The sequence below is a fragment of the Mammaliicoccus sp. JADD-157 genome, from assembly GCF_049310805.1.
In the GTDB taxonomy this organism is placed as follows: Bacteria; Bacillota; Bacilli; order Staphylococcales; family Staphylococcaceae; genus Mammaliicoccus; species Mammaliicoccus lentus.
This window is the reverse complement of record NZ_JBMOVZ010000001.1, coordinates 1247143-1268167: the sequence shown is the minus strand read 5'-3', so window position 1 is coordinate 1268167 and position 21025 is coordinate 1247143. Positions and strand designations below refer to the sequence as shown.

The 21025-nt window shown below is 32.3% G+C and carries 20 protein-coding genes and 1 riboswitch; of the genes, 8 read left to right on the top strand and 12 right to left on the bottom strand.

Going from position 1 to position 21025, the window contains the following annotated elements:
• Positions 1 to 9: 9 nt before the first annotated feature.
• The 5 genes from ACO6VN_RS06375 to ACO6VN_RS06355 all read left to right on the top strand — a co-directional run bounded on the left by ACO6VN_RS06375 (position 10) and on the right by ACO6VN_RS06355 (position 6040).
• Positions 10 to 213, top strand: coding sequence for a DUF6501 family protein (locus ACO6VN_RS06375; RefSeq protein WP_135020234.1), 204 nt, complete (start codon positions 10 to 12; stop codon positions 211 to 213).
• 207 nt (positions 214 to 420) lie between these two features.
• Positions 421 to 1218, top strand: coding sequence for an ATP-binding protein (locus ACO6VN_RS06370; protein WP_422404392.1), 798 nt, complete (start codon positions 421 to 423; stop codon positions 1216 to 1218).
• A 10-nt stretch (positions 1219 to 1228) separates the two neighbouring features.
• Positions 1229 to 3115: a vWA domain-containing protein gene (locus ACO6VN_RS06365; protein ID WP_422404391.1), complete on the top strand. Its 1887-nt coding sequence runs from the start codon at positions 1229 to 1231 to the stop codon at positions 3113 to 3115.
• Positions 3116 to 3229: 114 nt separating this feature from the next.
• On the top strand, positions 3230 to 4567 hold the full coding sequence (brnQ, locus tag ACO6VN_RS06360; RefSeq protein ID WP_422404390.1) for a branched-chain amino acid transport system II carrier protein: 1338 nt from the start codon (positions 3230 to 3232) through the stop codon (positions 4565 to 4567).
• A 270-nt stretch (positions 4568 to 4837) separates the two neighbouring features.
• Positions 4838 to 6040, top strand: a complete 1203-nt coding sequence (locus ACO6VN_RS06355) for a DUF819 domain-containing protein (RefSeq protein WP_194200166.1) — start codon at positions 4838 to 4840, stop codon at positions 6038 to 6040.
• A 48-nt stretch (positions 6041 to 6088) separates the two neighbouring features.
• Here ACO6VN_RS06355 and ACO6VN_RS06350 read toward each other — a convergent pair whose 3' ends face one another.
• From ACO6VN_RS06350 to ACO6VN_RS06340, 3 genes are read right to left on the bottom strand one after another with little or no spacing between them, the layout of a single operon-like run.
• Entirely contained in the window at positions 6089 to 7291 is a 1203-nt protein-coding gene (locus tag ACO6VN_RS06350) for a toxic anion resistance protein (RefSeq protein ID WP_064205147.1), read from the bottom strand.
• Positions 7278 to 7997, bottom strand: a complete 720-nt coding sequence (locus tag ACO6VN_RS06345; protein WP_422404389.1) for a 5-bromo-4-chloroindolyl phosphate hydrolysis family protein — start codon at positions 7995 to 7997, stop codon at positions 7278 to 7280. Before ACO6VN_RS06345 ends, ACO6VN_RS06350 begins: the two co-directional genes overlap by 14 nt.
• Before the next feature lie 15 nt (positions 7998 to 8012).
• A complete protein-coding gene (locus ACO6VN_RS06340; RefSeq protein ID WP_070045767.1) occupies positions 8013 to 8282 on the bottom strand; it encodes an acylphosphatase in 270 nt (89 codons plus the stop codon).
• A 146-nt stretch (positions 8283 to 8428) separates the two neighbouring features.
• Between ACO6VN_RS06340 and ACO6VN_RS06335 the strand changes: the two genes are divergently transcribed.
• Together ACO6VN_RS06335 and cspA are read left to right on the top strand one after the other, a co-directional pair.
• Entirely contained in the window at positions 8429 to 8731 is a 303-nt protein-coding gene (locus ACO6VN_RS06335) for a DUF1033 family protein (protein WP_064205146.1), read from the top strand.
• A gap of 166 nt (positions 8732 to 8897) precedes the next feature.
• Positions 8898 to 9098: a cold shock protein CspA gene (gene cspA, locus ACO6VN_RS06330; RefSeq protein ID WP_016912585.1), complete on the top strand. Its 201-nt coding sequence runs from the start codon at positions 8898 to 8900 to the stop codon at positions 9096 to 9098.
• A gap of 189 nt (positions 9099 to 9287) precedes the next feature.
• On the opposite strand, the gene lysA is transcribed toward cspA, so the two are convergent.
• The 9 genes from lysA to ACO6VN_RS06285 all read right to left on the bottom strand — a co-directional run bounded on the left by lysA (position 9288) and on the right by ACO6VN_RS06285 (position 19855).
• Entirely contained in the window at positions 9288 to 10553 is a 1266-nt protein-coding gene (gene lysA / locus ACO6VN_RS06325) for a diaminopimelate decarboxylase (protein WP_216683746.1), read from the bottom strand.
• Complete coding sequence (alr, locus tag ACO6VN_RS06320; RefSeq protein ID WP_216683747.1) at positions 10550 to 11623, bottom strand: alanine racemase; 1074 nt, start codon at positions 11621 to 11623, stop codon at positions 10550 to 10552. Before alr ends, lysA begins: the two co-directional genes overlap by 4 nt.
• Positions 11623 to 12771: a M20 metallopeptidase family protein gene (locus tag ACO6VN_RS06315; RefSeq protein WP_064205143.1), complete on the bottom strand. Its 1149-nt coding sequence runs from the start codon at positions 12769 to 12771 to the stop codon at positions 11623 to 11625. Before ACO6VN_RS06315 ends, alr begins: the two co-directional genes overlap by 1 nt.
• A gap of 210 nt (positions 12772 to 12981) precedes the next feature.
• Positions 12982 to 13701, bottom strand: coding sequence for a 2,3,4,5-tetrahydropyridine-2,6-dicarboxylate N-acetyltransferase (gene dapD, locus ACO6VN_RS06310; protein ID WP_064205142.1), 720 nt, complete (start codon positions 13699 to 13701; stop codon positions 12982 to 12984).
• Between the two features lies 1 nt (position 13702).
• Complete coding sequence (gene dapB, locus ACO6VN_RS06305) at positions 13703 to 14440, bottom strand: 4-hydroxy-tetrahydrodipicolinate reductase (RefSeq protein ID WP_194200169.1); 738 nt, start codon at positions 14438 to 14440, stop codon at positions 13703 to 13705.
• Positions 14437 to 15327, bottom strand: a complete 891-nt coding sequence (gene dapA, locus ACO6VN_RS06300) for a 4-hydroxy-tetrahydrodipicolinate synthase (protein WP_103269469.1) — start codon at positions 15325 to 15327, stop codon at positions 14437 to 14439. The genes dapB and dapA overlap by 4 nt, the downstream gene beginning before the upstream one ends.
• Before the next feature lie 21 nt (positions 15328 to 15348).
• A complete protein-coding gene (locus ACO6VN_RS06295) occupies positions 15349 to 16332 on the bottom strand; it encodes an aspartate-semialdehyde dehydrogenase (protein WP_016999774.1) in 984 nt (327 codons plus the stop codon).
• 20 nt (positions 16333 to 16352) lie between these two features.
• Positions 16353 to 17555, bottom strand: coding sequence for an aspartate kinase (locus tag ACO6VN_RS06290; protein WP_016999773.1), 1203 nt, complete (start codon positions 17553 to 17555; stop codon positions 16353 to 16355).
• 89 nt (positions 17556 to 17644) lie between these two features.
• A riboswitch (Lysine riboswitch) is annotated at positions 17645 to 17821 on the bottom strand.
• A gap of 432 nt (positions 17822 to 18253) precedes the next feature.
• Positions 18254 to 19855 (bottom strand): ABC-F family ATP-binding cassette domain-containing protein, encoded by a 1602-nt coding sequence (locus ACO6VN_RS06285; protein ID WP_016999772.1) that lies wholly within the window; start codon positions 19853 to 19855, stop codon positions 18254 to 18256.
• A gap of 143 nt (positions 19856 to 19998) precedes the next feature.
• Here ACO6VN_RS06285 and ACO6VN_RS06280 point away from each other — a divergent pair, with 143 nt between their 5' ends.
• Complete coding sequence (locus ACO6VN_RS06280; RefSeq protein WP_147641201.1) at positions 19999 to 20904, top strand: CvfB family protein; 906 nt, start codon at positions 19999 to 20001, stop codon at positions 20902 to 20904.
• Positions 20905 to 21025 lie beyond the last annotated feature (121 nt).

Sequence of the window (21025 nt, the reverse complement as noted above, 5' to 3'; positions counted from 1 at the left end):
CGTTTATTTATGTTACATGAAACTTGGAAAGAAAATCACGTTATAAAAAGGGTAGAAGTCGTTCATACTGATGCTGAAAAATTTAAAGTATCCGATATGTTAACAGTAGGAAAAGTTTATGATGTCGTGAATGAAACAGAAGAATATTATCAAATTATAGATAATTCTGGGCATGTTGGTGGATATTTCAAAACTTATTTTAAAGAACTATAAAGATTGAATTAAAAACAAACCAGAGGTTGGGGCAATTTAATTGTCTCAACCTCATTGACTATATTAGCAATAGTTGACTAGGATTGAAATCACGCTTCTATCCTAGTCCTCAATGCTGGGGTGGTACAATGAAATCCTTTCAAAAATGAGATGATTCCTGTTCCACTCCCTTTTTAAGTTTATTATTAGTATATAAAGGAGTACACAATGAGCAAATTAAACAAATACATTAACAATGATGAAACAATATATGAAGATGCTTTATCAATGATTAAATTAAATAAAAATATTTTACTAAAAGGGCCAACAGGTTCTGGTAAAACGAAATTAGCTGAAACAATCGCACAAGACATTAATAAACCGATGCATTCTGTAAACTGTTCTGTAGACTTAGATGCTGAAAGTTTACTTGGTTTTAAAACAATCGAAACAAATGAACAAGGTCACCAAGAAATTTTATTTATTGATGGACCAGTTATTAAAGCAATGAAGAATGGCGAATTATTATACATTGATGAAATCAATATGGCGAAGCCTGAGACATTACCAATTTTAAATGGAGTATTAGACTTCAGAAGAGCATTAACTAATCCATTTACAGGAGAAGTTATCGTAGCTAAAGAAGGTTTTTCTGTTATTGCTGCAATTAACGTAGGTTATATTGGAACATTACCAATGAACGAAGCTTTAAAAAATAGATTCGTCGTATTAGATATAGACTACATTGATGGAGAAACACTTAAGACTATCATCAAAGAACAAAGTCAATTAAACGATGAAGAACTTATCGATTCAATTATCCAATTCAATAAAGATTTGAGAGTCATGTCTAGCCAAGGACAAATCTCAGAAGAATCAGCGAGTATAAGAGCGTTGTTAGACCTTGCAGACTTAGCTACCGTTATACCAGTTAGAAGAGCGATTAAACGCGCTATTATAGATAAAATTGATGATGAAAGAGAACAACAAGCAATACAAAATGCAATAGAATTAATTTTCGAGTAAGGAGAATAACATGAGTGATCGTTTTATATTATTCAATGATGAACAAATCGATGCACAACAAATCATGATGTTAACTGACTTAGCAAAATTATTACTTGAAGATCCAAATGTAAAAGTTGCATTCCAAAAATTCCAACATTATGATCCCATTCATAATATATGCAATGTGAGTTTCAACTGGTTACATCGACCAGAAGATATCACAAACGCAGGATTAAAATCTGATATTATGTTAGATACGATTGGCTTTAAACATACAGACCCCTCTATTTACCAAGAAGTATTAGATGAATCGTTCGACCATATGGATTTTTTCAAGCAATTATTTATGCTAATTGAAGAATATAGATTATCTAGTATCATCATGGACACTAGACCAGTTACTAAAAAGCTATTTAATAAACGCTTAAACGTTAAGAAAAGACAAAACAATAGCCAAATACAAGTTTATCAAACGAAAACAACATATACCGATTTGCTATTTCTAACGATTGAACATGCTATCTTAAACGAAAACTTCATTAATAATATTAGTATTACTGAAGAATTCGATGATGCCCTCGTTCAAGTTTTCAATCGCTTAACGCAAATTTTCAATTTAAAAACTTCAGAAGACAGTTACGACTTAGCAGTAAGCATAATGGTGCTCGTTGATTATTTATTAAAAGAAGATATGTTGAACCAATACTATCATCTTCCTGAGCGCATATACGCGTCTTACGAGGAAGAATGGACACTTGAGGATATTAAGCGTCAAGATGCTGCACAAACGGACGATAGTAGCGAAACTGAGCATGACGAAGAGGACATCGTAACTGAAGATGCTGAAACTAAAACAGCCGATAGTCAATCTGATAGCGATCATTATTTAGAAATGGAGCTTCATGAAGGTGAAAATAGCGATGTGCTGACAGATAATGAGCGAGAAGGCGATGCTTCAGATGATATGACTAATATGATGGAGAAAAAAGGTAAAGGATCTAACGATACGATTGATGACGAAGAAGGTGGGTCTCAAGGCAATAATAATCCTTACCAATTAAAAGGTGTAAACAAGAATGTCTCATTAACATTTAACAAACCAGAAATTTCTCCTGAAGATGTTGAAGCATATAAAAGAGCAGTTGAAAGTGTTCAATTTGAAATTAAAGATTTAACAAGTATTATCCAAAAATCAATGAATCATCAATATAGTGACGTTAGAGAAAATTTAACTAAAGGTAGATTACAAAAGAATTTACTTAATTGGTTTATAGATGACCAATACAAATTATTCTTCAAAAAAGATGCATTTAGTAGAAAATTAGATGCTACATTTACACTTTTAGTTGATGCTTCAGCTAGTATGCATGACAAAATGGAAGAAACTAAAAAAGGTGTAGTACTATTCCATGAAACATTAAAAAATCTAGATATTAAACATGAAATACTTGGCTTTAGTGAAGATGCTTTCGAAGCAGATAAATTTAACCAACCGAACACAATTGATGAAATCATTTTATATAACGAATCTATAATGAAACAAAATGATGCACGAATTATGACACTTGAACCTCAAGATGATAATAGAGATGGGGTAGCTTTACGGGTTGCAACACAACAATTACTACAAAGATCAGAAGAACAGAAGTTTTTAATTGTATTTTCTGACGGTGAACCTTCTGCATTTGATTATGCAGAGGATGGTATTATTGATACTCACGAAGCTGTTATAGAAGCAGATAAGCAAGGCGTTTACGTATTTAATGTATTTTTAAATCAAGACACTATTGATGAGAGTATAAGAAATACAGTTCATAATATTTATGGTAGACAAAGCTTATTTGTAGAAGGTGTTGAGAATTTACCTGCTCAATTATCACCACTACTAAAAAAATTACTATTGCAGTCTATTTAATAAACGTTGTAATAAGTTAAAATATATTTATAATTTTCAGAAATTTCATATGGACGAAACCTAATTCCAATGATAAAATATAAATTATTGTAAGTTGTAAAAGGAGTTTAACATATGAATAAGAATATTTTTGTAGTAGGCTTTATGTTATTTGCGATATTTTTTGGAGCAGGTAATTTAATCTTTCCTCCTGCGCTAGGTTTATCGAGCGGTCAATTTTTCTGGCCAGCTATTTTTGGATTTGTAATTACAGGGATTGGCTTACCACTTATCGGTGTAATTGCCGGTTCTATTGAAGATAAAGGATATAGAGCGTCTTTAGGTAAAATTCATCCAGTATTTGCTGTCGTATTGCTTGTTGCTATTTCATTAACTATTGGGCCGTTGTTCGCTATACCGCGTACAGCAGCAACATCTTTTGAAATGGGTATCACGCCAATTTTCGAAACAAATAGTTCAATGGCATTATTTATTTTCTCATTAGTTTACTTTGCTATCGTATTTTACTTAAGTTTCAACTCAAGTAAAATGGTAGATAAAGTAGGTGCTGTTTTAACACCAGTACTACTTATTTCAATTGTTTTACTAATCATTAAAGCTTTCTTCAGCATAGGTGGAGAACCTGTCGTTCCTGGAGAAATGGAAGTTTACAGTAGTGGTGCTACTAGTTTTGGTAAAGGGTTCGTTGAAGGCTACTTAACGATGGACGCGATCGCTGCTATTGCATTCTCAATGATTGTTATTACAGCAATTAAGAGTAAAGGTGTTACAAGAGAAACGGGATTATTTAAACAAACTATTTTGGCAGGTGTAATTGCTGCAATTGCACTAGGATTTATCTATATTTCTTTAGGTTGGATCGGAAATCATATGAACATTTCAGATGCAACATTGAAAGAATTAAATGATAATGGTCAAAATATTGGTACGTATCTATTAACAACTGCCGCTCAAGTATCATTTGGTGAATTCGGTAAGTATTTAATTGGTATTATTGTAGCATTAGCTTGTTTAACAACAGCTACAGGATTGATTGTATCTGTTAGTGAATTCTTCCATGAAATTTTACCAAAAATTTCATACAAATGGTTTGTTACTATTTTCACTTTAGTCAGTTTCATTATTTCAAACCAAGGTTTAACTACAGTTATCCAAGGTTCATTACCAGTATTGTTAGTATTATATCCAATAGCTATTACATCTGTATTATTAATACTATTAGGTAAATACGTTAAGACACCACCAATTGCACAACAATTGGCTGTTGCTTTAGTAACAATTATTTCATTCATTTCTGTATTTAATAGTAATGGGGTTATCAATATCGCATTTATGCAAGAATTGCCTCTAGCTCAATATCAGATGGAATGGATTCCTTTTGCAATAGTAGGTTATATCATTGGATTCATTATAGGTAAAGTTAAAAATCAAGCTCCAATTGAATATAGTTAAAGAAAAAATCCGAGACATAGGACTTGTCTCGGATTTTTATTATGTTAGATGAGCTTATGTAATACTTTAATTTATATGTGAGCGTAACAGCTAACGAGCAAGATACTATAAACAAGCACGTTAGCGCTATAATAATCCTTTTTTAAATACTAGTTACGTTTTCCAGCGTAGCAGAACTGCGAAAACTTTTTAGAAAAAGAGATTTCGCAGTCTCACTCTCTTTTTATTTATGTCATAATAAGTATACATATAATTAAAGGGGTGGGGAATATGATGGTCTTTGCTTTTATTAATAAAGATGAAACATGGATTTTATGGGCTATTTTAGTAAGTATAGCTGCTTTAAGTATCTTTTTAGAACAAAAATATGATTTTGCTTCTAAAATTACTGGAGCTATAATCGCGTTAATTGGTGCTATGATTTTATCTAATTTAAACATTATTCCGATTGAATCTCCAGTGTATGACCAAGTTTGGGATTACGTTATTCCACTTGCTATACCATTATTATTATTCAGATCTAATATTTTTAAAATATGGAACGAAAGTAGAAGGTTATTATTTATATTTTTAATTAGTTCTGTAGGGACAGTAGTAGGGGTTGCTGTCAGCTTTTTACTATTGCATCAATTTATACCACAGCTTAATAAAATTGCAGCTATGATGACTGGAAGCTATATAGGTGGTGGTGTAAACTTTGCTGCATTAAGTACCAAGTTCGAAACACCTGGGGAACTTGTATCGGCAACAGTTGTTGCTGATAACAGTGTTATGGCATTTTATTTTATTGTATTGATTACAATTCCAAATTTAAAATTTGTGAAAAAGTATTTTAGAAGGTTGTATAATAGTGATACTGAATCTAATGAAAACAATGCAGAAGCATATTGGAAAAGAAATGAAATTAGTTTAAAGGATATTGCATATTCAATTGCTATTGCTTTTTCACTAGTAGCAATTAGCTTTAAACTATCAGAGTGGATACAGTCGGCCGTTCCGAAATCAAATCCTTTTTTAGAAGTTGTAGTCGGCATTATAGGGGATCAATTCCTACTATTGACGACTTTATCTTTAATAGTAGTTGCAGCATTTAGCAATTTCTTTGAAAAGTTAAATGCATCTGATGAACTTGGAACATTTTTAATTTATATTTTCTTTGTTGTAATTGGTGTACCAGCATCAATACCGATTATTATTAAAACTGCGCCTTTATTATTTATTTTTGTAGCTATTATATTAATATTTAACTTAGCTGTTACTTTATCATTCGGTAAGTTATTCAAATTTAATATTGAAGAAATGTTGTTAGCAAGTAATGCGAATGCTGGTGGTCCGACAACTGCCGCTGCGCTAGCTATATCAAAAGGGTGGCAAAGCCTCGTAGGTCCTATACTAATTATAGGTACATTAGGTTATGTAATTGGTAACTATGTTGGCACTTTAATGTTCTATGTACTTAGCCAATTTATGTAGAAAAAAGCACTATCTCCTTTTATTAAAATAGGGGATAGTGCTTTTTATTTATGATTTAAATGTATTTCTAAGTTGTTGTTGTTCATCTTTAAGTTGTAATAGTTTAGTTTTTAAATCTTGTTCTAAAGATTGTAGTTCTTGTTCAGCTTGTTGACGTTTACGTGTACCGTCTTCTTGTATTCTTAATGTTTCTTGAATTGTATCCACGATATTTGTTTGTGTCGTCTTAAGTGTCTCAATATCAACAATACCACGTTCATTTTCTTCTGCTGTTCTTATCGCATTTTGTTTCAACATTTCTGAGTTTTTAAGCAACAGTTCATTTGTCGTATCTGTAACTTTCTTCTGTGCTTCTGAAGCACCTTGTTGCCTCAATAAAGTTAACGCGATAGCCATTTGGTTCTTCCATAATGGAATACTCGTTAAAATCGAGCTTTGAATCTTTTCAGCCAATGTTTGGTTAATATTTTGTATCATTCTAATTTGTGGTGCTGATTGTAAAGTAATTTGGCGAGATAATTGTAAATCATAGATTCGCTTTTCTAATCTGTTTATATATTGTTGTAAATCAGCCAAATCTTGTACATCCATTTGGTTATTAGATGCTTTAACTTTTTTCTCAAGCTCCACTAAATCATTTTGTTTAAGTTCATCACGCTTTTGCTCAGCTGCTGCGATATAAATATTTAAAGCATCAAAATACGCTTTATTTTCTTCATACAATTGATCTAATAGACCAACATCTTTCATCAGCATATTTTGTGATTTTTGCAGCTCTACAGATATGCGGTCGACTTGCGCACCAACTGATTGGTATTTGCTAAACATTTCATTAACTGAGCGCTCAGCACGCTTAAAAATACGTTTTAAACGCGATTGATTTTGTTTCTGTAATTCATCAGGATTTACTTCTTTTAATTTGTTCATCAAGTTTCTAAGTGATGAACCGATTGGCCCGACATCTTTAGATTGAACTTGGTTGAGCATTTGATGAGAAAACTGTGATAATTTGTTTTGAGCTTGTTGACCATACAGTAATAGACCATCATTATCTAATGGCTTAATCTGTTTAGCTATTTCGTTTATTTTTTGTTGATCTTCATCTGAGAAATTCTTTTCATAAGTTGAAGTTACATCTGATTGACCAGATTGCTCATTTTCTTGAGCTTCCTGTGGTGCAATTTCATTCGATGAATCCTTAAACGGGTCATCAATTAAGTCATCAAATAAATTTTTATTAGTTTCTGTCATAATTACGCTCCGTTTCATATTCGTATTTTTCTTGATTAGTCTTCAAATTTACTTTTTCTTTAGTTGTTTCAGGTATTTCTTTAGTAAAATCATTTCTGTTTTTAGCCATGTCAGCTAATTCCATCTCAATATCCAATTGATTATAATTCGTTTCATTCAACTGCTTTAAATCAGCAACTAAAGTCCTTTTATTCTCATCAATCGTAAGTTTAGTTTGTTTCAACTTAGCTTTTTCTTCTTTAGTTTTATTCGGCATGCGTTGTAATAGAGTGTAGTTATCAATTAAATTAACTGTATTATCTAAATGCGAATAGAAAAAGCTTTCGACTGTATAAAACTTTTCTGGAGATTGTTTAACAGTGTTGTAAATTGTTCTTGTTAATTTAGCAACTTCATTTAAATTTTTAAATTCATTATATGAACGTACACGCATATAATTTTTATATAACCGTTTAAGTTTTGGGCTCGCATCATTTAATTGTTTTCTAATGAAATGATATTCTCTACGAGTTAATCCCATTTCCTTTAAAAAACGTCTAGAGCTATACCATTGAATAGGAATAAAACTCAATATATATGATCCGATAAACATACCAGTATCTAACATGAAATGTAAATCCAATTGAAATACACTAAATAAAAAAACAACAGACGATATTGGTACAGCTAATAGTGCACCTAATATATACGATAAATTATATTTCATTTTCATCTTCCTAAATTATAACGTTTTGAAATGCTTTGTATTTTCATCTAATGTTACATCTTCTATGTTGTAATCATCTACTTGAGAAGCAGGTGCAACACCTTCAATTATTCCTTTAGTAAAACTTTCTAAGTCATCTGTTTTCCCGCTAGCATAAACTTCAACATAATCGTTAACATTTTCAACTGAGCCAACTATATTATATTTCTTAGCCAGTTGTGCTGTGAAAAATCTAAAACCAACGCCTTGTACGCGTCCATAAACTTTAATGTGTTTTCCGTTCATATTAATCACCTCATATATCCATTATAAAGGGTTTCTTACAAAAAAACTAATAATTAGAAACATAAATACTAAGCGCTTTTCTTGATTTCATCTTCAAATAGATTTAAATTTGTTTTAAGGTAATATTCTGAATAGGGGCGTTATAAATGTGGAAAGTTGTTACTATGCGGGCAGATTATGAGGGCTGGTGGCTATTCGATGATTGGACAGATCATATTATTCATGAAATCATTTGCAATGATTTTGATGAGATGCTAATAACTTATAATGACTTACTGAAATCGTACCAAGAAAAATATGCAAATGAGATAGTTGGTAAATATAATATTCATGCTTTTTATAATAATTGCGATATTGCTTTTTGTGAAGATTGTGAAGAAGATTTACAAATTTTTTATAGTATTCTTATATTAAATGACAATTCTATTTATACACCTTTACCAAATTAATAAATTCTGAAAATATCTGAATTGGTATTGCATTTGAATATTTAGTGACGTATAATAAGTAATAGCAATATCGTTATTCCATATTGCAAATGACATTATATATTTGGTGTTTTTTGTAATATGCGAATATCGCATATTGAATTTTAGTCTTGGAGGTTTCTCAATTATGAAACAAGGTACAGTAAAATGGTTTAATGCAGAAAAAGGATTTGGTTTTATCGAAATCGAAGGAGAAAATGACGTATTCGTACATTTCTCAGCAATTAACCAAGAAGGTTACAAATCTTTAGAAGAAGGTCAAGCAGTAGAATTCGAAGTAGTTGAAGGCGACCGCGGCCCACAAGCTGCAAACGTTGTAAAACTATAAAATATATGAATTTGAAAGACTAGAAAGAAACCCTAACAATGTTAGGGTTTCTTTCTGCAAAACTATAATACTATTAAATAATAATAAAGTTTAAGTTTATATAACGATATCTTTAATTATTTAAAAGCGCTACCCCAGATTTCTATCTGATTGGGTAGCGCTTTTTTATTCAAAAAAATAAATAATTATTTATTTCACATCGTTCAAAATGAGTTGTTTTAATGTTTGTCGCTTAATAACTTCTCTTGCTTTTCCATCTCTGACAAATAACACTGCCGGTTTTGGCATTTGGTTATAGTTAGAACTCATAGAGTAGTGATACGCTCCTGTCGATAATACAGCTATATAATCACCAATTTTTGTTGATTTAGGTAATTTCATATCTTTACCGATTAAATCACCTGATTCACATAATTTACCTGCTATTGTTACTTCTTGTAAATCATCTTCTTGTCTATCTACTAATAGTGCCTCATATTTTGCATTATATAAAGCTGTTCTAATATGATCACTCATACCACCATCAATTGAAACATAAGTATTAACATTAGGTATTTCTTTAATAGTGCCAACTCTATATAAAGTTACACCCGCTTCTCCTACGATAGACCGTCCTGGCTCTATAGATATTTCAGGTATATCCATGCTATATTTTTCACTATTCTCTTTAATAGCATCAGTAATGCGCTTAATACTTTCTTCAATTGGATAGCTCTTATCTTCATTTGTATATTTAATACTGAAACCGCCACCCAAATTGAGAATTTCAATATCAATATTATTTTCTTTTAACCATTCAAATACAATTTGTATCGTATTAATCGTGCCATCTGCCTCAAAAATTTGCGAACCAATATGGAAGTGGATACCTTTAAAGTCTATTTTGTCTGATTCTTGTAGTGCTCGTACACCTTCTAAAGCAGTACCATGTTTTATCGATAATCCAAACTTACTATCTTCTTGTCCTGTTTGTATAAATTCATGTGTATGTGCTTCAACACCTGGATTAACTCTTAAAACTGCTTTGATTGGTTTAGATGCAATTCGGTTAATACGTGTAATTTCATCTAATGAATCAATAACGAAATACTCAACGCCACTTTCAATTGCATATTCTATTTCATCATTCGTCTTGTTGTTACCGTGAAAGTGTATTTTACTCGGATCAAAATCACTCGCTAAAGCTGTAAATAGTTCTCCTTCAGATACTACGTCTAAGCCCATATTTTCCTCTGTCATTAGTTTAAATAATTGAATGCTACTAAAGGCTTTAGATGCGTATGAAATATTATATTTTAGACCACTATTACTAAATGCTTCATGAAATCTTCTACACTGTGATCTAATTTGTTCTTCATCATAAACAATAGTAGGGGTACCATAACTAGCTGCAATTGTCTTTAATGAGATATTCCCCATCGTTAATACGCCTTGATCATTATATTTAACAGTCATGATTTAATCTCCTTTATTAATGAATGATGGTTCAGTGCACTAATTTGTTCTGAATTAGCACCTACACCTTTAAATGTAAATTCGTCTATTCTTATGTCATTGCTATACATTGTTACCATATCTCCATGTTTTACTGATTCATCCACTTCTACAAACATGTGACTCATCATCAATCCACGTATAGGATACCTTTTACCATTGATTAGCGCATCATGTTTAGCACGTGTTTTAAGTATACCGTCTCCATAACCGATATCAACTACTGCAAGGTTACAATCTTTATCTGCTGTATATTGGAAACTATAACCACAAGTTTCGCCTTGTTTAATAGGGCGTACTTGAATCACATTCGCAGTAACAGTAAAATTTTGATGAGTAGTTGAAGTAGGGAGGCTACTATAAGGTCTTGAACCATATAGAATAATACCTAATCGCGCATGCGTATGTTGATCAAGCAAGCCATCTTCTCTTACAAAACTCGCACTATTCTGAGCATGAATAAATTTAAACGTATAACCTGAACTTAAGATTTCGTCTAAACAACTTAACCAAGCTGCTCGTTCTATTTCATACTCATCACCACCAAATTCATCTGCGTATCCGAAATGCGTCCATATTCCTTCTATTTTAACTTGTTCATCATAGGGTAGGTTAGTATTGAATTTTAATACTTCTTGCATTTCTTGAGCATTTTTCAAACCTGAACGGTGTAGCAAGTTTTCTAATTCTAAATGCAACTTAATACCACTTAAAGCGTCTTTAAATTCATAATAAAATTCTAAAGAGGGTAAAGTCATTGCGATATTATATTGTTTTAAAGTTTCAAACTCTGTAGATGGATTCATTAAAAAGATATTTACATCACTGTTTAAATTTCTAATTCTCACAGCTTCATGTAAAGATGTCGTACTAAATGTCTGTATACCAGCAGCGATAAATGATTGCACTGCAAATTCTAAACCAAAATGATAAGCATCATTTTTCACAACAGCCATAACTTCTTGTCCATCTGTAAACTGTTTAGCGTTATTTATAAAGTCTTGTTCATATATTGTGATACGTGCAACCATTATTTATCCCTTCCTTGATTTAACAATGCCATATAATAATCAGCTACTAAAATAAGCACTTCTTCATCAAAATTTAATTTGTTTGTATGTAGACCATACACAAAATCTTTTTCAATATTTTTAGTTCCGAAAAATACAAAATAACTTGGCGCCAATTGTCCATAGAAACTAAAATCTTCGCCGAATAAATATGGTTTTTCTAGTTCATGTAATTCGACACCAGTTGTATTTAATGCTGACTTTACATTTTCGTATAGTGTCGAATCATTTGTAGTAGGTGGGTATCCCTCAGCAAAATCAACACGACATTCAACATCAAATAACAATTCAACACTTTGAGCAATTTTTATCATTTGTTGTTTCACGGTTTCTAAATCTTGTACATCATAAGTTCGAATTGTACCTTCTAAATAGCCATTTTGTGGGACCGTGTTAATTGCTTCTCCAACATTAAATTGACCTATGTGTACAATGTTTCTATTAAGACCATTTAAATGAAATTGTTGAATTTGACTCACTTGGCTTAATACATGCATTAATGCTTCTGATGCAGCTTTTCCTTCTTCTTTACTCGCTACATGACTAGATAAGCCATTTAAATAGAAACGATACTCTGTAGCACTTGCAGTAATTTCATCATTTTTAAATGCTACTGTACCTAAATCTTCAAAAGGCATGATATGTACGCCATAAATTTCTTCTATTTGAAATTGATCAAATACTTTAGATTTTATAAGTTGATTTGCGCCCGCTTCCGTTTCTTCTGAAGGTTGAAAAATGAATACAACGTTATGTGGTAATTCGCCTTTGTCGTATAATGCTTTACACCTTTTCGTAAATAACATTAGCGCTGTCGTATGACCATCGTGTCCACAAGCATGCATCACATTGTCATTTTTACTTTTATAAGGTACTTCATTTTCTTCATGAATAGGTAAGGCATCAATATCTGCTCTATAAGCAATTGTCCTATTTGAATTGCCTTCTAAATAACCAATAATCCCCGTAGTAATAGGTCGTTCATATGGTATTTCCAATGATTTAAGAAAATTTTCAATATATGTTGTTGTTTCAAATTCTTGCATGCTTAATTCTGGATGTTGATGCAAATATCTTCTTGTTTCTTTAACAAAATTTAATTCAGACATTTAAAAATCAGTCCCTTTATAGTATGTATAGAAAGAGAGTGGGACATCAATCCAATTTTTTTTAATAAGATTTCATTGTCCCACCCAAGCATATATAAATAGTATTGAAAATTTTAATATAATCTATTTCAAACTAGATATATATTGCCAATCTAATAATTTAGGCTGAGGCATTTATTTATGTCTCAGCCTAATCTTTTATATGATGAGTTATTGGTTTAAGTTACGTAAAGCAGATACGATTTCTTTTTTACCATCTTGTACATCTGCTGATTGTTTAATAACTTTAGCAGGGGTACCAGCAACAACTGCTCCTTCTGGAACATCTTTCGTTACAATTGCACCAGCAGCAACGATAGCACCTTTACCAATGCGAACACCTTCAAGTATTACTGCATTAGCTCCGATTAGTACATCGTCTTCAACAACTACTGGAGAAGCACTAGGTGGCTCAATAACGCCCGCTAATACTGCACCTGCACCAACGTGCACATTTTTACCTGTAGTAGCACGACCTCCAAGTGAAGCGTTCATATCAACCATTGTACCTTCGCCAACTACAGCGCCAATGTTAATTGTAGCGCCCATCATTACAACAGCGCCATCTTCAATAACTGCATGTTCTCTAATGAAAGCACCAGGCTCAATACGAGCATTTGTATTTGTTAAATCTTTTAATGGTATCGCTGAATTGCGACGATCCATTTCTATTTCGACATCTGTAAATTGATCTGCATATTTTTCATTAAATGCTTTCCAATCTTTAGCATCACAGAAAATTGTTTTAGATGTTTCTGAACCAAAAACTTTAAATGACTCAGGGAACTCAACATTTTCAAATTGACCGTTAACGTAGACTTTTAAAGGTGTTACCTTCTCAGCCTCACTAATATATTGTATAATCTCTTCTGCAGTAAAATCTTTAACCATGTTAAATTCTCTCCTCATTTAAATTATTGTATGTGTAATATCCGTTTTCTTTATTTACTAATATATTTGCCACACTTAGAGCACCGTTGGCAAATATATCCTTAGACTGTGCACGATGCGTAATTTCAATCGTTTCATCATGTCCAGCAAACAATACTTGGTGCTCTCCAACTATTGTACCACCACGTTGAGAACTAATTCCAATTTCAGAAGGTTCACGCTTCGTGTTAGTTTCATGTCTATTGTAAACCGGAACAGTTTCTTCACGCTTTTCTTTAATAGCATCATATAGTTGTACTAACGTACCACTTGGTGCATCTACTTTTTTATTATGATGTTTTTCCAACATCTCAATATCAAAGTCTTCAAGTAATGGTACAGCATATTGAATAATTTCTTTTAGAATATGCACGCCATAACTCATGTTTGCACTAAAGAATACCGGCATATCTTTAGATTTTTCTTTTAACTTTTCAATGATTATTTCTTTTTTACCTGTAGTCGCAATAACTAATGGTAGTTTAAAGTCTTCTTCTAATAGCGGAATTAATAATTCTGGGTTAGAAAAATCGATTGCTACATCCGCTTCAGGTGCCGATGAAATTGTATCAAAGGCAGGGTAGGGATATTGTTTAGAAGGATCTTTAACAACCACGCCTACAATTTCATTATTATTTTCTTCTGCTAGTCTTGCTACACGTTCGTTCATTGCGCCATAACCAATTAATAAAATTTTCATTGTTTTACACCATCTTTAAAGTTAGCAAATGCTTTGCTTAATGTTTGTTGTTCTTGTTCATTTAATGTTACTAAAGGTAACCTTACTTCATACTGACCGAAACCTAGTTCACTTGTTAATAACTTAATAGGAATAGGGTTAACATCTACACCTAAATCATTAAGTAAACTTAGAATTTGATCTCTTAAATTTTCAGCAGTTTTCGTATCATCTTTTTGAACGAGGTCGAATAATTTTTGAGTTTCTTGTGGTATTGCATTTGCCACAACTGAAATTAATCCTTCTCCGCCAAGCTTGTAATAGTCATACATATTATCGTCATTACCACTGTATAAAGCAAAATCAGAAGGTAATTTCTCTTTTAATGTTTGTGCATATTCTAAATCTCCAGTAGCATCTTTTAATGCTACAATATACGGATTTTCACTTAATTTAATCATTGTTTCTACATCAATTGTCATATTTGTTCTAGAAGGTACATTATATAGAACTACTGGCAATTCAACTGTGTTTGCAATTTTAGTAAAGTGGGCGATTAAACCACGTTGGCTTGTTTTATTATAATATGGTGTGATAAGCATAATTGCATCTGCACCTAATTCTTTTGCTTTCAATGATGCTTCAATAGAAGCTTGTGTGTTGTTAGTACCTGTACCTGCTATAACTGGCACACGACCATTTACTTTTTTTATACCTATTTCCAATAATTGATTTTTTTCGTCATTTGTTAAAGTTGGATTTTCTGCAGTAGTACCGTTAATCACGATACTTTGTACACCGTTTTCAATTAAAAATTCTATATGGTTTTCAAATGCTTCGTAGTCTACATTCTCATCTGTGAATGGTGTCGTTAACGCAACACCTACACCTGTAAATATATGTGACATACTTAACACTCCTCAATTTTTTTATTTATTTAAATTCATAACTTGTTCTAAAACTTGTACTGCATTTAAACTTGCGCCTTTTAATAAATTATCAGAAGTACACCAAATATGGAATGTGTTATCTAATGATTCATCCTTTCTAATTCTTCCTACGAATACTTCATCTTTACCCGTAGAATGAATTGCTAATGGATATTCATTATTTTCTACATTATCAACGAGTACAACTCTATCATCTTCATCGAATAATTTTTTAATATCTTCAACTGTAGCTTCTTTATCTAATGTTACGTTCATATGAACGCTATGGCTGTCTTGTACAGGAACACGAACACAAGTTGCTGTAACATTTAAAGTGTTATCGTTTAAGATTTTACGTGTTTCGTCGATCATTTTTTGTTCTTCTTTTGTATAACCATCTTCTAAAAATGAATCGATATGTGGTAAGACGTTATTATAGATTGGGTGAGGGTAGTTAGTTGGTTCTTCACCTTGTTCTCCTTTTAATAAGTCTTCTTTACCAGCTAAACCTGAACCTGATACAGCTTGATAAGTAGTATAAGCTACACGCTTAAGGCCGAACTTATCTTGTAAAGGTTTCAAAGGAACTACAGATTGAATTGTAGAACAGTTTGGATTTGCAATAATTTTTCGATTTAATTTAGGTTCGTTTACTTCAGGAACGATTAAATCGATACCTTCGTGCATTCTCCAGTGACTAGAATTATCTATAACAATTGCGCCATTCTCTTCAAAAAGTGGAGCGAAATGTTCACTCGTGCTGCCACCAGCACTCATGATGACATAATCAAATTGTCCATCTGTTTTATCGTCTGTTAAAGCTTCAACAGTGTATGTTTTACCTTGGAATTCTACTTCTTTACCTGCTGAACGTGGTGATGAAAATAATACTAATTCATCAAATTGGATATTCTTTCTGTCTAATACTTCTAATACTTTTTCTCCTACTAAACCTGTTGCACCTACAACTGCTAATTTTGTCATTTTGTTCACTCCATCATTCATTATATATTAAATGTTTCACACAAAATACGTACTGCTTCTTCACCTAAATCTCGGTCAACGACATAAGAAATACTAATTTCTGATGTTGTTGTTTGATAAAAAGGTATGTCGTTACTAATTAAAGTTCTGAATGCTTTAGAAGCAATACCAGACATATCTCTCATGCCAGTTCCAATTACGGATAGCTTTGCATAATTTTCTTTCATTATGTAGCGAAGGTGAGGGTAATCTAGCATTAAATCTTCTATAATTCTTTCAATTTGTTGTACTTCAGAATCTTTTATTGTAAATGACAATTGTAGACCTCTCTGATTTTCAATTTGTGAAATCATATCTACATTCATTGACTCGTGTTCTAAAGAATCAAACATTTTTTGCAGTAATTTAAAGTTTTGCATTGGATACGTTAATGTTACATGAATCATATGCGTATCTAACGCGACTCCAGTGACTGCTTTTTTCTCTAAAATTTCTGTTTGTGGCATAATCCATGTTCCTTTCACGTTTGATAATGTTCTACCTAAATAAAGAGGTATGTTGTAATTTCTAGCTATTTCAACACTCCTTGATTCTAATACACCAGCTCCTAAAGCACTCATTTCCATCATTTCTTCATAAGAAACTTCAGAAAGTAATTTTGCATCTTTATAAATTCTAGGATCTGTTCCATAAACACCATCAACATCAGTGTATATTTCACAAGTGGAATTTATACTTGATGCTATTGCTACAGCGCTCGTATCTGAACCACCGCGTCCTAAAGTAGTGATTTCCATTTCATCATTAACACCTTGGAAGCCAGCTACTACTAGAATATCGTTTGTTTTAAAAGCTTCTTCAAACCTAGGAGCATCAATTTCAGCTATTTTACTCTTTAAATGATGACCAATTGTTTTAATACCAGCTTGATACCCCGTCATCGCCTTCGTTTGAACACCTATATCATTCAACACCATTGAAAGGTAAGATATTGTTTGTTGTTCACCTGTAGTTAGCAACATTGCTAAATGTTCATCTTTAGGTTGCGATGTTAACGTATCAATATTTTGCATTAAAGTATCAGTCGTTTTGCCCATAGCACTTACAACAACTACTAGTTGTTCGCCATTATCAACGCGAGATTTTAACATATAGGCTATATTTTTAATTTTGTTAAAATCACTTACGGATGTTCCGCCAAATTTCAATACACTTTGTGTCAAGATTATTCCTCCAATTAAAATCGGGAGGTCAACGCCGTAATATAAATAAAAAAACAAGTTCGGCATCCGAACTTGTTTTAATTTATATATACAAGTGATGCACTCCATTTATCATTAAGATAATGACAGACAATAAGCTATTAACCTATACGTCCAACATAATAGTTCTGCAAAAATATTATGTTTCGGCATCGCACCCTTTCACTCCTTGAAGATTGCAGTCCTATAGGGGAGTTACTAATGATTGATGCGCCTCATCAAAAACATATTCAATTGATATGCATTCATTATACATAGAAAGAATATTTATGTAAAGAGAGAAAACAGATTATTTCAAAAAGTCACAACAATTCAACAAATTTAAGATGAATAAAATGGATAAATTAATGCAGAAATAAAGAATAGGTTGGGAGATAAATCATAACTCAAAATAAATAATCTACGATTTTGTTCGTGCATGCTTGCCTAGGGTATGGTTCGAGCCTGTAGTCTCTCACTCATACTATTCCTTCAGGCGTCAGCACTTTACAAAATCGTAGGGAACATTGCGCTAACGGGCTTGTCTTAAGTTTCTTGCACGTTAGAGGGTTCATTATCTTCTAATTCATTATAAACAGTAAGCTACTCGCACTTATATAACAAAAAAACAGGCTGGGACATATATATGTCTCAGCCTGTTCGTGTAATCTCAGCATATATTAGCTATATACACCTTGATCTTTTAGGTATTCTTCATAGCTAATTTCTTTAGAAATTACGCCATCTTCTTTAATATCAATAACTCTATTAGCAATTGTGTTAATAAATTCAAAGTCATATGAAGTAAAGATTAATGAACCTTTGAAGTTCTTCAGACCGTCGTTCACAGCTGTGATACTTTCTAAGTCTAAGTGGTTAGTAGGTTCGTCTAATAATAGAACGTTAGAATTTGATAACATCATCTTACTTAACATACATCTTACTTTTTCTCCACCTGAAAGTACGTCTGCTTTTTTCTTAACTTCTTCACCACTAAATAGCATACGTCCTAAGAAACCTCTTAAGAATGTTTCAGTTTGTTCTTCTGGTGGTGCATATTGTCTTAACCAATCAACTAAATTCATATTTACACCGTCAAAGAATTCTGAGTTATCTTTAGGTAAATAAGAACGAGAAGTCGTAACGCCCCATTTAACTGTACCTTCATCTGGTTCAATTTCACCAGCTAAAATACGAAGTAGGGTAGTTTTAGCGATTTCACTTTCTCCTATTAATACAGCTTTATCATTAGGATTCATAGTGAATGAAACATTATTTAAAACTTTATTACCATCAATTGTTTTTGAAACGCCTTGAACTTGTAATAAGTCGTTACCGATTTCACGACCAATATTAAAGTTAACAAATGGGTAACGTCTTGAAGAAGGTTGAATATCATCTAATTCGATTTTATCTAACATCTTCTTACGACTTGTTGCTTGTTTAGATTTAGATGCGTTCGCACTAAATCGAGCAATAAAGTCTTGCAATTCTTTAATGCGTTCTTCTTTTTTCTTGTTTTGATCTTGAGCCATTTGTGCAGCTAGTTGACTTGATTGATACCAGAAGTCATAGTTACCAACAAATAATTTAATTTTTCCGTAATCTAAATCAGCGATGTGTGTACACACGTTGTTTAAGAAGTGTCTATCATGAGACACAACGATTACTGTATTTTCAAAGTTTATTAAGAATTCTTCTAACCAAGCGATTGCTTGAATATCTAAACCGTTTGTAGGCTCGTCCAGTAATAGAACATCTGGCTCACCAAATAAACTTTGAGCTAATAATACTTTAACTTTTTGGTTATTTTCTAATTCAGACATTTGTTTATCATGTAGGTCGTCTTTAATACCTAAACCTGAAAGTAATACAGAAGCATCCGCTTCAGCGTTCCAACCGTTCATCTCAGCAAATTCGCCTTCAAGTTCAGCAGCACGCATACCATCTTCATCAGAGAAGTCTGGCTTCATGTAAATGTCATTTTTTTCTTTCATAACTTTCCATAATTTTTCGTGACCTTTTAATACCACGTCAATCACTTTTTCATCTTCATGAGAAAAGTGATCTTGCTTTAATACAGCTAAACGTTCATCTTTACCTAATGAAACGTTACCTGATTGTGAGTCTAATTCTCCAGATAACACTTTTAAAAATGTTGATTTTCCAGCGCCATTAGCCCCAATAAGTCCGTAACAGTTGCCTGGTGTGAACTTAATATTTACATCTTCGAATAGTTTACGATCACCAAATCGCAAACTTACATTAGTGACTTGTAACATTAAATGACTCCTTTTCATTAATACTTCTATCGATGAATTATACCATATATCTAACAAAAAAGGACAAGAGAATGAACTGTCGTTACATGAAACAAAATGCATGTTATAATGTAGAAACTAATAAGATAAGAATGGAGAATGATATGGCACAAGAAAAAGATACACTTGTAGGTCGAATAGACTTTTTAAAAGTGGATAGATTGGAAGGTTCAACGTACCATTTACTTGGACCTAACAGCGAACATATTAAAATGAATGCATCTGAAGTAGATAATGAAGACGATTTAGAAATAGGCGAAGATTATAGTTTCTTTGTATATCCAAGCCGTTCTGGCGAGTTATTTGCCACACAAAATATGCCAACAATTACAAAAGACCGTTACGATTGGGTAAAAGTTTTAAGAGTAGATAGAGATGGCGCAGCAGTTGATGTTGGTCTACCTAGAGAAGTATTAATCCCTTGGGAAGATCTTCCAAAAGTTAAAGAACTTTGGCCACAAAATGGCGACATGATTTTTTGTACGCTAAGAATAGATAGCAATAGTCAAATGTTCGCAAGATTAGCGACTGAAACAATTGTTGATACTATGTATAAAGCTGCGGAAGAAACAGTTTTACATCAACATGTTACAGCTAGACCATACCGCTTGTTAAGAGTAGGAACATTTTTACTTTCAGAAGACGGATACAAAATATTCGTACATGAATCTGAACGTAGACATGAACCTAGGTTAGGCGAAGAAATGGACGTTAGAATTATTGGCGTTAAAGAAAATGGCGAGTTAAATGGTTCATTCTTACCATTAGCACATGAACGTCTTGATGAAGACGGACAAATTATTTTTGATTTACTAGTAGAATATGATGGAGAACTACCTTTCTGGGATAAATCTGACCCAGAAGCAATCAAAGAAGTATTTAATATGAGTAAAGCAAGTTTCAAACGTGCAATAGGTAGATTGTATAAACAAAAACTTATCGTTATTGAAACAGGTAAAATTACGATTACTACAAAAGGCTGGGCTCAAGTTAAACAAGACGAAGCATAAATTCTTATATTGTTATAAATGAGTTGAGTATATAAAAGCCGTGACCTAACGCAAAAGTTGGGACACGGCTTTTATTTTTTGAAGAAAATTATTTGTATTAGCGAACGTTGTTGACACGTTT